Below are 13,853 nucleotides of genomic sequence, written 5' to 3'. Positions count from 1 at the left end.
AAAAAAAATGGTAAATTTGATGTATGAATATCTTAATGCACCTTTGAACTTCCCTATGATGAACTGAATTTTGGAGAAGTTATGGTAGACCTAATTTTTGTATTCTCAATTTTAAACAGTGTAAAGATGACGGTAGTAATCACTAAAAATAACTCCGAAAAGGTAAATGAGATTCTTGCTGATAGGCTTAAAAAGAAGAAGGGAATGGGGAATTTGGCCAAACATTACGGAAAGTTAAAAAGAAAAATTGACGGTTTGGAATATCAAATTGCCATAAGAGAAAATGAAGATTGATTTTATCGCAATAAGGATTTTTCCAAAATTAAAGAACTCGATTTAATACTGATTGAAATAGATTAAGCACCAATGGCAGATTTAGCGTTATTGGAATACTTGGAAGGTTTTTTAACAGAAGAGCGAAAGGCAAAATTCAGAGATATATTGTCGCGTAGGACTAGACATTTTACCGTGGCAGTAGAAGATATATTCCAGATGCATAACACCAGTGCGGTAATTCGCAGTTGTGATGTTTTCGGGATACAGGACATCCACATCATAGAAAAGCGCTTTAGAAAAAAGCTCGATAAGAATATTGCTATGGGAGCCCAGAAATGGGTGGATGTATACACTTATCAAAGTGCCCGGGAGTGTATGGATAGCTTGAGGGCAGAAGGTTATGCTATTATTGCTACGACGCCTCACGACGACGACTGTTATGTGGAAGATTTTGATGTAAGCAGGAAGTCGGCCTTGTTTTTCGGTACGGAGCGCGACGGACTTTCGCAAGAGATCCTCAGCGAGGCTGATGGCTATCTCAAAATTCCGATGCAGGGATTTACCGAGAGTTTGAATATCTCTGTTTCGGCTGCTATTATTCTACACAGTTTGAGTTCTCGTTTGAGACGCAGCGATATTCAGTGGGGTTTATCTGAGGAGGAAAAGACCGAGAAGTATATCGACTGGTCAAAAAAATCAATTCGCAGTATAGATTACGTCTTGAAGAGATACTATCAAGAAGCCTAATATCTCATTTTAAATAGCGCTCTGTGCCATTTAGAAATTTCCTTATTCTTTGACACGGTTTAGCACTTTGTACTCTTCGTAACAGTCGTGTATGGCATCGAGAATCTGAAGGTCGTTGGCCATGCGGATAAAGTCTTTGGAGTAATTGCAGTTTCTCAATATCTCATCGATATCTACACGCTCTAGCTGCAGCAATTCCGATAGAGTTTCGCGATCGAATTTTGAAGCTAGTAGATTCCTTATTTCATCATCTTCCTTAATTTTTCTCAGTTTTCGCATCTCCTTGGCTTTCTTCCCAAACATATTGTTGAGAAAATCGACTGGATTGAAGAGTGCTCCTAGTACTTTTGATATGGCTCCCGGATTGGCATCACCAGCTTCGTAACCTGTGGGCAATCCTGAAATACTATAGCGTCCGGCTGTGTTGATCGGAATATTTTTAGCGTCTATTTCCAAATAACCCGTAAGTCTATATGGTCTCACCACTACTTCTTCAAGGGCATAGGCCAATTCTGTAAGTCCGACACGGGTATTGCCAAATTTTAGCATGTCGTTGGTAACCCTTATCTTGATGGATTTAAATCCTAGAAAAGAAAAATACAGCGTATCGTTTACGCTGGCAGCAATATCAAAAACTCCATTGTTGTCGGTAACCGTTCCATTTACCTGATTGAGGTTTACTACGTGTACATTGTCTAAGGGAGCATCGGTACTGGTGTTGAATACTACTCCGTGCAGGTTCTCACTTTGCTGCGAAAAGCAATAGACAGTGCATAACAAGGCTATAATGAAAGAAATGGTCTTATTCACAGATCAATTTATTTTTCCGGGGCAGGGCGTATTAAGACAATCTTTTACGGATTATTCTTTGCCCGAGCGCCCAAATTACCGGGATTTGTCCCGGGCTAAAAATACTAAACCAAAATCAAATAAGCGGATAATCCTGTACTTTTTTAATATACAATTAACAGCCGTAAACCATAAATTATACGGTATACGGCTGTTGCTATTCTATCTGGCAGAACTGCAGTACAGCCCTGCTAATTTTACCATTTTACGGAAAGATAAGAAATAATTTACTTCTGACAATTTACCATTTTCGGTTTTTTCCTTTTTTTCCTTTTTTTCCAAAACCTCCCCGATCTGAAGAGAAGGATTTTCCTCTATTCCTACCGCGGTTTCTACGACCTCCGCCACCACCGGGATTTTGAGAAATCTCGATGTTGACAAAACGTCCGTCCATTTTAAAGTCGGTAAAGATGCCCAGTATGATGTCGGTAAATGCCGCATCTGTATTGAAGAATGAAAAACTATCCTTGACGTCAACCCTGTAAATATCGTCACGTCCTAGTTCTTCTACATTAGCCCTCAAAAAGTCTTTCAAAGTCCTCCAGTCGTAGCCGTCGCGTTCTCCTATATTGATAAAGTAACGCACGCTTCCCTCTTGAGGAATATCGGCAGCGCCTTGGTTTCTCTCTCTTTGACTGCCGGCATTGACATTGAGGTCTTTGGCATTTTTGTAGTAATTGAAAAACCTTCCAAATTCTACAGATACCATCTTTTTGATGAGTTCATCCCGATCTATATCCCTGAGCACATCGTTTATGGCGGGAAGATAGTGGTTTACTTCTTCGTTGATCTCCGTGTTTTTAATCTTATTGGCCAGGTGATAGAGCTGTATTTCACAGATTTCCATGCTACCCGGAACTTTCTTGGCATCAAATTGCTTTTTGATAATCTTTTCTATGGCTTTGATCTTGCGAAGTTCACTTTTTGCCAAGATCACCATAGAAATTCCCGATTTACCTGCCCGTCCGGTTCGTCCACTACGGTGGTTGTAGGTTTCTACCTCATCGGGTAGCTGGTAGTTGATGACGTGGGTGATATCGTCTACATCAATCCCTCTCGCAGCTACATCGGTAGCAACCAGCATTTGTATTTGTCGGTTGCGGAAAGATTTCATAACCATATCCCGCTGGTTCTGACTCAGGTCTCCGTGTAGTGCAGCGGCATTGTATCCGTCCTCTATCAGCTTTTCGGCCACGCTTTGAGTGTCTCTTTTAGTGCGACAGAACACCACCGAAAATATATCTGGGTTCGCATCGGCAAGACGCTTTAGAGCGAGATATCGATCGCGACCATTTACCAAGTAGTACTCGTGTTGTACGGTATCTGTCCCCGAGTTTTTGGTACCTACAGTGATCTCTTCGGGATGCGACATAAACTTTTTAGCAATTGAAGCGACTTCTCTAGGCATAGTAGCCGAAAACAACCAGGTGTTTTTTTCAGACGGAGTGTGAGAGAGTATAGAAGAGATGTCTTCGTAAAATCCCATATTCAACATTTCATCCGCTTCGTCCAATATGCAGTAGTCGATATGGCTTATGTTTACCATATTGCGGTTTATCATATCCTGCATTCGTCCTGGAGTGGCTACAATAATCTGTGCTCCTCGTTTTACTTCCTTAGCTTGTTCGGTAATACTGGCACCGCCGTATATAGCTACTACACGAAGTCCTTTTACATACTTGGCGTAGTTTTTAAGTTCGTTTGTAATCTGCAGGCATAATTCTCTGGTAGGAGATAAAATCAGACCTTGAGTGGTCTTGTCGCCGGAATCGATCTTCTGGATTAGCGGAAAACCGAATGCTGCCGTTTTTCCGGTTCCGGTTTGTGCCAGTGCTACCATGTCGGTATCGTTGGCAAGCAGGATGGGAATAGCTTTTTCTTGTACTTCCGAGGGTGTTTCAAACCCCATGTCTTCTATAGCGCTTAAAAGCTCTTCACCAAGTCCTAATTGTTCAAATTTGTTCATAAATAAAATTAAAATAGGGGGCAAAGGTACTCTTTATTCGCGTTTAATGACTGTTTTTTTGTGCTAATAATTGAATTCAACCGTACGGATCGGAGAAATGACTAACTTCAAATACAGGTTTTTACCTACTTTGTCACAGCGTATTTGGCTTTATTGTATATTGCAGCTTTTCTCCACAGCACAATAAAAATGCAAGTTATGATAAACCAAAAGGCGTCTTTTTTAAGAATTGTGATGGTTATTTTACTGTTGGTCAGTGAAGTGAAAAGTTATGCTCAGGAATCGGAAACTCTGTTTGATCGCGATACCGTCAGTAAACAGACACTTTGGCAAATGTTTAAGTACGACGGCGCGAGTATTTTTGGAGGTATGGGATATGCGTACAGTAGACCTTTTCACTGGAAAGGTGACGATTGGCTGGTTTTTGGCGGAGTAATGGCAGGTACGGGATTGGTATTCTTGGCCGATCAGGGGACTAGTAAATTCTTTATGAATCAAGCCGATGATATACCGGGAGTGATCAGAGATTACGGCTGGTATTACGGGAGCCCTCAAAACAATTATATGCTTACGGGAGCGGTATACCTCACCGGACTCTTTACCAAGAGTGAGAAGTGGAGGAGAGTAGGAGTGCTGCTTATCTCTTCGGCCAGTACAGCAGGATTGTTACAGCAAATAAGTAAGCTGGCAGTAGGGAGAGCGAGACCGAGAACGGGAAAATCAAAGGCTACTTTCGATCCTTTTCCCGATACTTCAGACTATCACTCTTTCCCTTCCGGACATACTATTTTATCGTTTACCAATGCCTATGCTTTAGCTAAATTGGTAAATAATCCCTGGGCGAAGGCCGGAATTTATACTGTGGGACTTATTCCTCCTGTCTCTCGTTTGTGGGAAGGAGCACACTGGCTTTCCGATGTAGTGTTGAGCCTGGCGATCAGTGTGGCGACCGTAGAAGCCATAGATCACTACCTAGATTCTAGATATGCAGCATCTTATGGACATCGAAAAAATAAGATATCTTGGAACTTTAATGTCGGAGCGGGTACCATAGGTGTTGTTGGTACGTTTTGAGGATGCGATGAGTAATATAGTTTTATGTAAGTAAGCTTACTTTTTCATATTAGTCTTTTAAAAAATCTAAGAGAAGTTTGATGGCTTTTCCTCTATGTCCGATTTGGTTTTTTATTTCCAATGGAAGCTGAGCAAAGGTTTCTGTATATCCGTCTGGAAGAAATATGGGATCGTAACCAAAACCTCTGTCTCCCTGTTTTTTTGTCGTAATACATCCTTTGACCACACCTTCAAATACGTGAGTGTATTTATCTGTACACAATGCAATTACAGTTTTAAATTGGGCTGTTCTACTTTCTTTTCGCTCTAATTCAGAAAGCAGTTTTTCCATATTGGCTTCGGCATTTTTTTCTTCTCCGGCATAGCGAGCGGAATACACTCCGGGGGCGCCGTTAAGAGCGTCGACTTCAAGACCGGTGTCGTCGGCAAAACAGTCGTAGCCATATTTTTCCTTTACATAATTGGCTTTCTGACGGGCATTGCCTTCAATGGTATCGGCGGTTTCAGGAATATCTTCACTACAGCCGATATCGGTAAGACTCAACAGTGTGATATCGGAGGGGAACAGCAATTGTACTTCTCTTAGTTTATTGAGGTTGTGAGTGGCAAAAACCAGTTTCATATTATGTTTTTTTAGAGGCTTAGTACTTATTGATGGTGATAGGGCTCGTTGTTCAGTATAGTAAAAGCTCGATACAATTGTTCGGTAAAGAACAGTCGTACCATTTGATGGGAGAAGGTCATAGGCGACAAGGATACTTTTCCCTGAGCTTTCGAATAAACAGCATCGGAAAAACCGTAGGGACCTCCTATGGCAAACACCAGTTGTTTGGTGCCGGCATTCATTTTCTTTTGCAGTAAATCTGAAAACCCTACAGAGTGGTATGCCTTGCCGTTTTCATCCAGTAATAGGAGCGTATCTCCGGCCTGGAGCTTTTTTAGTAACAGCTCACCTTCTTTAACCTTTTGTTGTGCTTCGCTCATTTTGGCGGCATTTTTAAGATCGGGAATCTGTTCTACAGAATAGCGCACATAATGTCCGAGTCGCTTTTCGTATTCCCCTATCAGCGATTGCAGTGTTTTACTGTCCGTTTTACCTATGGCTAGCAATTTTATATTCATCGTCGCAAAGTAAGCAGAGCTAGAGATATGCACAAGAAATTTTTTGTCAAATTGCAGTGATTGTAGCAAGGTGAAAAATATGTGAATATATATATATTGTTAGCGTTTCAGTTTGTACCTTTGATTTTGGAGTAGGGCCGTTCACGCTCCCGTTTTAGAACAATCAGCTGTAGGCGGACTTATAATTTTAGTATTTTAGCACAAACCTGATAGCAATGATATCAAGAGAACAATTTGAACGAGAAATCGACCTGATTATAGTCAATGCCATTCGCGAAGATGTGGGTGATGGAGATCATAGCTCGCTGGCCTGTATACCCGATACTGCTCAGGGAAAAGCCAAGCTATTGGTAAAGGACAAGGGGATAATTGCCGGTGTTGATTTTGCACAGCGCATCTTTAAATTTGTAGATCCCGGTTTAGAGATAGACATTCTTGTAAAAGACGGTACCGAGGTAGTACCCGGCGATATAGTATTTTATGTATTGGGAAGTTCGCAGTCTATTTTAAAAGCAGAGCGGTTTGTGCTCAATGCCATGCAGCGCATGAGTGCTATTGCGACCAAAACGGCAAAGTATGTAAAATTGCTGGAGGGTACGGGAGCACAGATACTGGACACCCGTAAGACTACTCCGGGAATGAGAGCCCTTGAAAAATGGGCGGTAAAAATAGGAGGGGGAGAAAATCACCGGTTTGCCCTGTACGACATGATTATGCTCAAAGACAATCATATCGATTTTGCAGGAGGTATAAGCAAAGCACTGCAGAAAACCAAAGCGTATTTGAAGTCGAAAGGAAAGGATCTTAAAATTGTAGTGGAGGCGCGAAATATGGACGAAGTAGAAGAAATATTGAGCAATGGTGGAGTATACCGCATCTTGTTAGACAATTTCGACTATAAACAGACCGCCGAGGCAGTGCGACGTATTGCAGAGCAGTGTCAGACTGAATCTTCAGGTGGTATTGACGAAAATACCATTCGAAAATATGCGGAATGCGGTGTAGATTATATCTCTTCGGGGGCGCTTACGCATTCGGTGTACAATATGGATCTCAGCCTAAAAGCTGTAGAAGAATAGGTGAGGGGATATACGGAAAATATTAAATACGATGCCTGTGAGCTATAATCAAGACTCGATATGTCTGTAGAAATAGAGGAAAAACTGGAAAAAATACCGGTGGTACGCTCCTTGGTCGCTTTTTTTAAGAAGATCAAACTCAAAGCATTTGAGGGACTTTCTGTATACGACCTGCTGGAAATGTATGCTTTGGGTATAGTGAAGGGCGCGCTCACCTATAGAGCCAGCGCCATATCTTTTAGCTTTTTTATGGCTATTTTTCCATTTTTACTTTTTGTACTTAACCTAATTCCTTATATCCCTTTTGTACTACCCGATATGACGGCAGATGATTTCAGAATGGAATTCCTCCATTTTATCGACGGCCTACTCCCCCCGGAAACGGCCTCTTATTTTAACCCTGTTTTTGGAGATATAGCCGACAAGAAAAGGGGAGGTTTGCTCTCTTCTGTCTTCTTGTTGTCCGTTTTTTTAATGACCAACGGAATCAACGCCGTTTTCGGAGGCTTTGAGAACTCCTACCACGTTAGCCTCAACCGCAATGTGATACGACAGTATATTGTAGCCCTTGGAGTAGCGGTGATTATGGCGTTGTTACTACTGCTCTCTGTGGTAGTCTTAGTGTTCTTGCAAACCGATATTATAGAGCGACTGAGCAATAGCGGATATGTGGAAAATGCAGACCAGTGGATCAATGTGATCAAATTCTTTTTCTTTGTTTTTATCACCTATCTTTTTACAGCCATACTCTATTATTACGGTACTATAGAGGGTAAAAACACCCGTTTTTTCTCTCCAGGGGCTCTACTCACCACAATTTTGTTTGTGCTTACTTCCTATTTTTTTGGGGTGTATATAGAAAATTTTTCTCAGTACAACGAACTTTACGGCTCCATAGGGGCTCTACTCATACTGATGTTGTATATATGGCTCAACTCCAATATACTGCTATTGGGTTTTGAACTTAACGCCTCCCTTCGCAGTCTGAAACGGAATTTTTAGTATATTTAGGTGGTAGTATTTAGTATGTAAAGGGGTTGGTTAAATTATAAATCACAAACTTATGAAACAGGCAATAATATGCTTTGCAGTACTGTGTATGTGTACTGTTTTTTCGGTGAGTGCACAAAGTGTATTCGGAAAGTGGAAAACTATAGACGACGAGACTGGTCAGGAAAAATCTATCGTTGAAATATACGAAGAAGACGGTAAGGTTTACGGTAAGGTTGTAGAAATATTAAACAAGGACAGGCAGGATGCCCGCTGTGATAAATGCAAGGGAGAGAAAAAAGATCAACCCATACTCAATATGATCATTATCGATGGTTTGAAAAAAGACGGAAATGAGTATTCCGGAGGCACTATTCTCGATCCCAACAAAGGAAAGGAATACAAGTGTAAGATATGGGTCGATGAGGAGGATCAGGGAAAACTGAACGTCAGGGGATATGTGGCCTTTTTGTTTCGCACCCAAAATTGGTTTAGAGTGGATTGATTTTTTGCATTCCGGTAGTCCGATAAGCGTCCCTTTCTTATCTTTGTTTTATGCAACAGTATTTTGTAGATGTTATTCTACCTATACCCTTAGAAAAACAGTTTACCTATCGCATTGCTGAAGAGGAATACCATAGCCTGCAACCGGGAATGCGTATTGCCGTTCCCTTTGGCAAGTCGAAAGTATATACAGCATTGGCATTTCGCGTGCACCGCACCCCTCCGCAATTGTACGAAGCTAAGGAGATCCACAAGATATTGGACGAGACTCCGCTGGTTACAAACAAACAGATGGAATTGTGGTTTTGGATGGCTTCGTATTATATGTGTACTGTAGGTGAGGTTTTTAGGGCAGCTCTGCCGGGGGGGCTGTTATTGGAAAGTGAGACCATAGTGTTGCGCAATGACGATTTTAAGGGTGGCGAAGAAGAGTTAAAAGACGACGAATGGCTTATTTTTGAGGCCTTACAACATCAACCTATTCTCAAAGTAAATGAAATTGCAGCTATACTGGACAAGAAAAATACGCTTCCGGTACTCAAGCGACTTTTGGAAAAAGGAATTGTAAAGGTAAAAGAGAAAATTCAAGAGCGTTACAAACCCAAACTCCTGAGATTTGTGCAAATAGCATCCCGCTATGCCGACGAAGCCTCACTGCGGGAATTGCTAGATGAGATGAGCAGAGCTCCAAAGCAAAGAGAGGTATTACTTTCACTTTTTTCCCTTTCTGCAACCACCCGAAAGCCAGTAAAACTAAAAACACTACAGGAAAGTAGCGGCGCTTCTGCAGCGGTCATCAAAAGTCTTCTCGACAAGGAAATCCTGGAAGATTATTACCTGCAAACCGACAGGGTGAAATACAGCGGTGGTAGTACAGAGCCCTCAGTTACTTTAAATGAATATCAAGACAAGGCACTAAAAGAGATAAGGGACCAGTTTGAGGAAAAGGATGTAAGTCTGCTATACGGTGTCACCTCTTCCGGAAAAACCGAAGTCTACGTAAAATTGATAGAGGAGGTCATAGCTCGTGGACAACAAGTGTTGTATCTCCTACCGGAAATAGCACTCACTTCTCAACTTATCGGTCGTTTGCAGCGCTATTTTGGTGATAAAGTGAGTGTATATCATTCAAAATACTCCAATAACGAGCGTATAGAGGTATGGTATCATCTTCTGGATCGGTCTTCCCGGGCGCAGATTGTGCTCGGTGCACGGTCGGCCGTATTCCTGCCTTTTTCCGATTTGGGCTTGATTGTGGTAGATGAAGAACACGAATCTTCTTTTAAACAGTACGATCCCGCTCCGAGATATCACGGGAGAGACATGGCCATTGTACTCGGAAAAATGTACGGAGCCAAAGTACTGTTAGGATCGGCTACTCCCAGTGTGGAGAGCAGTTATAATGCTAAAACAGGAAAGTACGGACTGGTAGGATTGAGCCGGAGATACGGAAATGTGCTGCTGCCCGAAATGGAGCTTGTAGATATTAAGGAGCGGACGAGGAAAAAGAGAATGAAAGCTCATTTTTCCGATCGGATGATTGAGGAAATTGAAGAGGTATTGTCGGAAGGAGAACAGCTTATTCTCTTTCAGAACAGAAGGGGGTATGCCCCCGTTATGGAATGTGAGGAATGCGGACATACCCCACAGTGTCCTAACTGCGACGTTAGCCTTACTTACCACCGCAACCGCAAGCAGTTGAGATGTCACTATTGTGGATATGCAATGGCTTTGCCCAAAAGCTGTGTAGCCTGTGGGAGTCATAGTTTGAATGTGAAAGGACTGGGTACAGAACAGGTGGAAGAGGAGCTGAGAACACTGTTTCCGCATGCTCGAATAGGGCGAATGGACTCCGATACCACTCGTGGTAAATACGGATATGAGAAGATTATCAGCGCTTTTGAACAGCATGAAATCGATATACTGGTAGGTACACAGATGATTACCAAGGGGTTGGATTTTAGAAAAGTTAGCCTTGTAGGCATAATGAATGCAGACAGCCTGCTCAACTATCCGGATTTTCGAGCATTTGAGCGCAGCTTTCAGTTGATTATACAAGTGGCCGGCCGTGCGGGGCGGACTGAAAAAAGGGGGAAAGTACTTATTCAGACATATAATCCCTATCATCAAATTCTGCAACAGGCTTCGATGAACAAGTATAAAGATATGCTAAACGACCAGCTCAACGAGCGAAAACAATTTGCTTATCCACCTTTTTTTAGGCTGATCAGGATATCGATACGCCATCGGAACTATCAGATAGCCGAAGAGGCTGCAAATTGGTTTGCAGGCAGCGTTAGAAACTCCTTTGTTTCAGGAGAGTGGAAAAAAGATTATATACTAGGCCCCGAATCTCCCGCTATTGGTCGTATAAGGAATCAGTATATCAAAGACATCACCATTAAGATTCCGAGAGATCAATCCCTCAAAACTGTTAAAGGCGTGCTGTGGCGTATAAAAAACAGTTTTTCTGCCATATCGACCTATCGCAGCGTGCGGCTTATCTTTGATGTGGATTGCTATTAGACAGTGCTACTTACCGAGAATTTCGGCTAGTTTCATCTTGCGATTTCTGCTCAACGGAAGTATGGTGCCACTAACTTCTACCTCTTTGCTGTTATAGCGATTTACCTTGTCAAGATTGATGATAAAGGATTTGTGAATGCGCATAAAACGATCGGGCGGGAGTTCTTTTTCAAAAGATTTCATGGTAGAAAGTATCACAATCCCTTCTTTGTCGGTAACCAGTTTTACGTAATCACCCAACGCCTCAATCCATTTAATTTCGTTGAGGAAAACCTTATGTTTTTTGAGATTGCTCTTTACAAAAATATGATCGTCATCTTCCTTGGCTGCCACTTTCAACTTATGTGTGTTGAGCGCTCTTTTTACAGCCATTTCAAAACGCTCTGGTGATACAGGCTTGTGAAGATAATCAGTAACGTCGTAATCAAAGGCTTTTAGCGCGTATTCTGCCTTTCCTGTAATCAGGATTACCTGGGGAGGATCTTGTAGTGATTCGAGAAGGTCAAAGCCGGTAATAATGGGCATTTCGATATCGAGAAAGATTAAGTCTATGTTTTTAGACTTTAGTCCGTTTTTAGCTTCCATGGCATTTCCGTATTCGGCCACGAGATGGAGATGAGGAATACTATTTATCAACTTCGCCACAGCCATACGCTGTATATTTGAGTCATCAACAATTATACAATTCATCTTCATGACATTATATCATCTTTTCGGTTAAGCCACTGCTTCAAATACCAAAATCCCTTATAAAATAGCAAGATTATTCGCGATTTGGGAGTTTTGTTAAGTTCGGGTGAAATAATAGACAATTTTACTGATTTTTTTTGCTACCACCAATTTTGCCGGGAAAAAAGAGGGTGAAAAACACCTCAAAAAGTAAACAGTTTCATATTTTTATAAAAAAAATTATGAGCACACAAACTGTAAAAGCATTTGGAACGGAGGCTCCGACAGCCGACTTGAAACAATTGAGTATTGAACGTCGGGAAGTAACAGCCAAAGACGTTGAAATAGATATTTTATACTGCGGCGTTTGCCATTCCGATTTACACACGGCGAGAAACGAATGGGGTGGTACTGTATATCCCAATGTGCCTGGACACGAGATTGTAGGCCGTATCACGAGAATCGGAAATGAGGTTTCCAAATTTCAAGTAGGTGATATGGTAGGGGTAGGTTGTATGGTAGATAGTTGTAGAGAGTGCGAAAGTTGTAAAGAAGGCTTAGAGCAATATTGTGAAGCGGGAAATACGGGAACCTACAATTCACACGACAAGCATTTAAACATTCAGACTTTTGGTGGTTATTCAGAACGTGTAGTAGTAGATGAAGATTTTGTATTGCGGGTTCCGGAAAACCTGAATCTCGCCGCAGCTGCACCTTTGCTATGTGCAGGGATTACTACCTATTCTCCCCTGAGGCACTGGAATGTAGGACCCGGTAAAAAAGTGGGAATTGTAGGTATAGGCGGTTTAGGTCATATGGCGGTAAAACTCGCCAGTGCTATGGGTGCTGAAGTCGTGGTGATTACCACTTCTGCTTCTAAAGTGGAAGATGCAAAACGGTTGGGAGCCGATAGGGTTGTCCTCTCTACCGATGCTGAACAGATGAAAGAAAATGCAGGATCACTTCACTTTATATTGGACTGCGTCTCCGCACAGCACGACATCAATTCGTACTTGAGCCTGTTGCGAAGAGATGGTTCGCTGACCCTTGTAGGCGCACCGGAGCATCCGCTTCCCGTAGCGGCATTTAGCCTGATTTCTTCGCGAAGAACTTTTGCCGGCTCTATGATTGGCGGTATTGCTGAAACTCAGGAAATGCTCGATTTCTGTGGAAAACACAATATCACTTCAGACATAGAGATGATTGCTATACAAGACATCAACAAAGCCTACGAACGCCTTTTAAAAAGCGATGTAAAATACCGCTTTGTAATCGATATGGCGAGCTTGAAGAATTAGTTTTAATAGTGCCTAATAAAAAATTGCAGATGGTAGATCGCTATCTGCAATTTTTTTATGTCAATCCACCTTCTCGTATACTTTAAATTCACCTCCTATAACCGCAGCCTTACCGATTGCGATCGATTTGTTTGTCTTAACAGAGATAGCGTAAAATCCTTTTCCTTCAATATACAATTTGGTGTGGTAATACCATATCGGAATAGGCACTAATTCGAAGTCCCTATTTTCTACAAGCACACCATTTTTGTAGACTTTAAATTTTTTATCGCTGGTAATTTCGAGTCTCTCATTTACTTTCACCTTGTAGTCGGGGGTAAAGCAAAGTCCCTTAATGCTATCCAGTTTATAGGTTCCTGTAATTTGGTTGTAGTCCAAGCCATTGCGACTGTTGTAGATATTGCCTATCCTGTCATATGCCACTACCGACAGGATAGAACCGGGGTTCTCTTTGGCAAACTTCATATACGAATCCGTCATTAGGGAATCGTCCGTCTTGAGTTTGTTCCATTTCAAATCAGATATGTAGCTACTTCCTTTTATCGTTCTGAGGGAGTCTAAGATCTTGTCTTGAACCGCAAGTTTTTCAAATTTTACGCTTGGAAGGGCGTTGAGGGAATCTATTTGAGTTTTTAAATGGTCGATTTCTAATTTCAGCTTGTTGTTCTCCGCCAGAAGTTTTTTCTTCTCTGAATTGCACGAATAGAATAGTCCGATTATAAGTATGGCTAAAAGTGTTCTCATCTAAATTTT

Annotated in this window: 14 protein-coding genes; 8 read left to right on the top strand and 6 right to left on the bottom strand. The window is 41.7% G+C overall.

Annotation, left to right across the window (positions count from 1 at the left end; genetic code table 11):
- Nucleotides 1-126 precede the first annotated feature (126 nt).
- Entirely contained in the window at nucleotides 127-294 is a 168-nt protein-coding gene (locus tag ACYZZR_RS04635) for a hypothetical protein (RefSeq protein WP_461532833.1), read from the top strand.
- A gap of 72 nt (nucleotides 295-366) precedes the next feature.
- The gene (locus ACYZZR_RS04630) at nucleotides 367-1,023 is read left to right on the top strand and encodes a TrmH family RNA methyltransferase (RefSeq protein ID WP_461532832.1); all 657 of its coding nucleotides are present in this window, start codon (nucleotides 367-369) and stop codon (nucleotides 1,021-1,023) included.
- 42 nt (nucleotides 1,024-1,065) lie between these two features.
- Here ACYZZR_RS04630 and ACYZZR_RS04625 read toward each other — a convergent pair whose 3' ends face one another.
- Both ACYZZR_RS04625 and ACYZZR_RS04620 read right to left on the bottom strand, forming a co-directional pair.
- Nucleotides 1,066-1,833: a carboxypeptidase-like regulatory domain-containing protein gene (locus ACYZZR_RS04625; RefSeq protein WP_461532831.1), complete on the bottom strand. Its 768-nt coding sequence runs from the start codon at nucleotides 1,831-1,833 to the stop codon at nucleotides 1,066-1,068.
- Between the two features lie 280 nt (nucleotides 1,834-2,113).
- On the bottom strand, nucleotides 2,114-3,838 hold the full coding sequence (locus tag ACYZZR_RS04620) for a DEAD/DEAH box helicase (RefSeq protein WP_461532830.1): 1,725 nt from the start codon (nucleotides 3,836-3,838) through the stop codon (nucleotides 2,114-2,116).
- 198 nt (nucleotides 3,839-4,036) lie between these two features.
- Between ACYZZR_RS04620 and ACYZZR_RS04615 the strand changes: the two genes are divergently transcribed.
- Nucleotides 4,037-4,912: a phosphatase PAP2 family protein gene (locus tag ACYZZR_RS04615; protein ID WP_461532829.1), complete on the top strand. Its 876-nt coding sequence runs from the start codon at nucleotides 4,037-4,039 to the stop codon at nucleotides 4,910-4,912.
- A gap of 49 nt (nucleotides 4,913-4,961) precedes the next feature.
- On the opposite strand, the gene ACYZZR_RS04610 is transcribed toward ACYZZR_RS04615, so the two are convergent.
- On the bottom strand, nucleotides 4,962-5,534 hold the full coding sequence (locus ACYZZR_RS04610; RefSeq protein ID WP_461532828.1) for a non-canonical purine NTP diphosphatase: 573 nt from the start codon (nucleotides 5,532-5,534) through the stop codon (nucleotides 4,962-4,964).
- Nucleotides 5,535-5,560: 26 nt separating this feature from the next.
- Complete coding sequence (gene rlmH, locus ACYZZR_RS04605) at nucleotides 5,561-6,034, bottom strand: 23S rRNA (pseudouridine(1915)-N(3))-methyltransferase RlmH (RefSeq protein ID WP_461532827.1); 474 nt, start codon at nucleotides 6,032-6,034, stop codon at nucleotides 5,561-5,563.
- 215 nt (nucleotides 6,035-6,249) lie between these two features.
- On the opposite strand from rlmH, the gene nadC reads away from it, so the two are divergent.
- From nadC to priA, 4 genes are all read left to right on the top strand, one after another.
- Complete coding sequence (gene nadC / locus ACYZZR_RS04600) at nucleotides 6,250-7,113, top strand: carboxylating nicotinate-nucleotide diphosphorylase (protein WP_461532826.1); 864 nt, start codon at nucleotides 6,250-6,252, stop codon at nucleotides 7,111-7,113.
- A gap of 60 nt (nucleotides 7,114-7,173) precedes the next feature.
- Complete coding sequence (locus ACYZZR_RS04595) at nucleotides 7,174-8,115, top strand: YihY/virulence factor BrkB family protein (protein WP_461532825.1); 942 nt, start codon at nucleotides 7,174-7,176, stop codon at nucleotides 8,113-8,115.
- Between the two features lie 61 nt (nucleotides 8,116-8,176).
- Nucleotides 8,177-8,608, top strand: coding sequence for a DUF2147 domain-containing protein (locus ACYZZR_RS04590; protein ID WP_461532824.1), 432 nt, complete (start codon nucleotides 8,177-8,179; stop codon nucleotides 8,606-8,608).
- A 50-nt stretch (nucleotides 8,609-8,658) separates the two neighbouring features.
- Nucleotides 8,659-11,133: a replication restart helicase PriA gene (priA, locus tag ACYZZR_RS04585; RefSeq protein WP_461532823.1), complete on the top strand. Its 2,475-nt coding sequence runs from the start codon at nucleotides 8,659-8,661 to the stop codon at nucleotides 11,131-11,133.
- A 6-nt stretch (nucleotides 11,134-11,139) separates the two neighbouring features.
- Here priA and ACYZZR_RS04580 read toward each other — a convergent pair whose 3' ends face one another.
- Nucleotides 11,140-11,829, bottom strand: coding sequence for a LytR/AlgR family response regulator transcription factor (locus ACYZZR_RS04580; RefSeq protein ID WP_461532822.1), 690 nt, complete (start codon nucleotides 11,827-11,829; stop codon nucleotides 11,140-11,142).
- 215 nt (nucleotides 11,830-12,044) lie between these two features.
- On the opposite strand from ACYZZR_RS04580, the gene ACYZZR_RS04575 reads away from it, so the two are divergent.
- Complete coding sequence (locus tag ACYZZR_RS04575) at nucleotides 12,045-13,100, top strand: NAD(P)-dependent alcohol dehydrogenase (protein ID WP_461532821.1); 1,056 nt, start codon at nucleotides 12,045-12,047, stop codon at nucleotides 13,098-13,100.
- 60 nt (nucleotides 13,101-13,160) lie between these two features.
- On the opposite strand, the gene ACYZZR_RS04570 is transcribed toward ACYZZR_RS04575, so the two are convergent.
- Entirely contained in the window at nucleotides 13,161-13,844 is a 684-nt protein-coding gene (locus ACYZZR_RS04570) for a hypothetical protein (RefSeq protein WP_461532820.1), read from the bottom strand.
- Nucleotides 13,845-13,853: the final 9 nt, after the last annotated feature.

Source organism: Sinomicrobium sp., from assembly GCA_029266035.1.
Taxonomy (GTDB): domain Bacteria; phylum Bacteroidota; class Bacteroidia; order Flavobacteriales; family Flavobacteriaceae; genus Sinomicrobium.
Note: the sequence above shows the minus strand (reverse complement) of the source record. Positions and strands in the feature narration are given on the sequence as shown.

What these genes read in the sequence shown, in the direction of transcription:
- priA (WP_461532823.1), top strand. Translation starts at nt 8,659, where the DNA reads ATGCAACAGTATTTTGTAGATGTTATTCTACCTATACCCTTAGAAAAA.
- nadC (WP_461532826.1), top strand. Translation starts at nt 6,250, where the DNA reads ATGATATCAAGAGAACAATTTGAACGAGAAATCGACCTGATTATAGTC.
- ACYZZR_RS04595 (WP_461532825.1), top strand. Translation starts at nt 7,174, where the DNA reads ATGTCTGTAGAAATAGAGGAAAAACTGGAAAAAATACCGGTGGTACGC.
- ACYZZR_RS04615 (WP_461532829.1), top strand. Translation starts at nt 4,037, where the DNA reads ATGATAAACCAAAAGGCGTCTTTTTTAAGAATTGTGATGGTTATTTTA.
- ACYZZR_RS04575 (WP_461532821.1), top strand. Translation starts at nt 12,045, where the DNA reads ATGAGCACACAAACTGTAAAAGCATTTGGAACGGAGGCTCCGACAGCC.
- ACYZZR_RS04570 (WP_461532820.1), bottom strand. Translation starts at nt 13,844, where the DNA reads ATGAGAACACTTTTAGCCATACTTATAATCGGACTATTCTATTCGTGC.
- ACYZZR_RS04630 (WP_461532832.1), top strand. Translation starts at nt 367, where the DNA reads ATGGCAGATTTAGCGTTATTGGAATACTTGGAAGGTTTTTTAACAGAA.
- rlmH (WP_461532827.1), bottom strand. Translation starts at nt 6,034, where the DNA reads ATGAATATAAAATTGCTAGCCATAGGTAAAACGGACAGTAAAACACTG.
- ACYZZR_RS04590 (WP_461532824.1), top strand. Translation starts at nt 8,177, where the DNA reads ATGAAACAGGCAATAATATGCTTTGCAGTACTGTGTATGTGTACTGTT.
- ACYZZR_RS04580 (WP_461532822.1), bottom strand. Translation starts at nt 11,829, where the DNA reads ATGAAGATGAATTGTATAATTGTTGATGACTCAAATATACAGCGTATG.
- ACYZZR_RS04610 (WP_461532828.1), bottom strand. Translation starts at nt 5,534, where the DNA reads ATGAAACTGGTTTTTGCCACTCACAACCTCAATAAACTAAGAGAAGTA.
- ACYZZR_RS04620 (WP_461532830.1), bottom strand. Translation starts at nt 3,838, where the DNA reads ATGAACAAATTTGAACAATTAGGACTTGGTGAAGAGCTTTTAAGCGCT.
- ACYZZR_RS04635 (WP_461532833.1), top strand. Translation starts at nt 127, where the DNA reads ATGACGGTAGTAATCACTAAAAATAACTCCGAAAAGGTAAATGAGATT.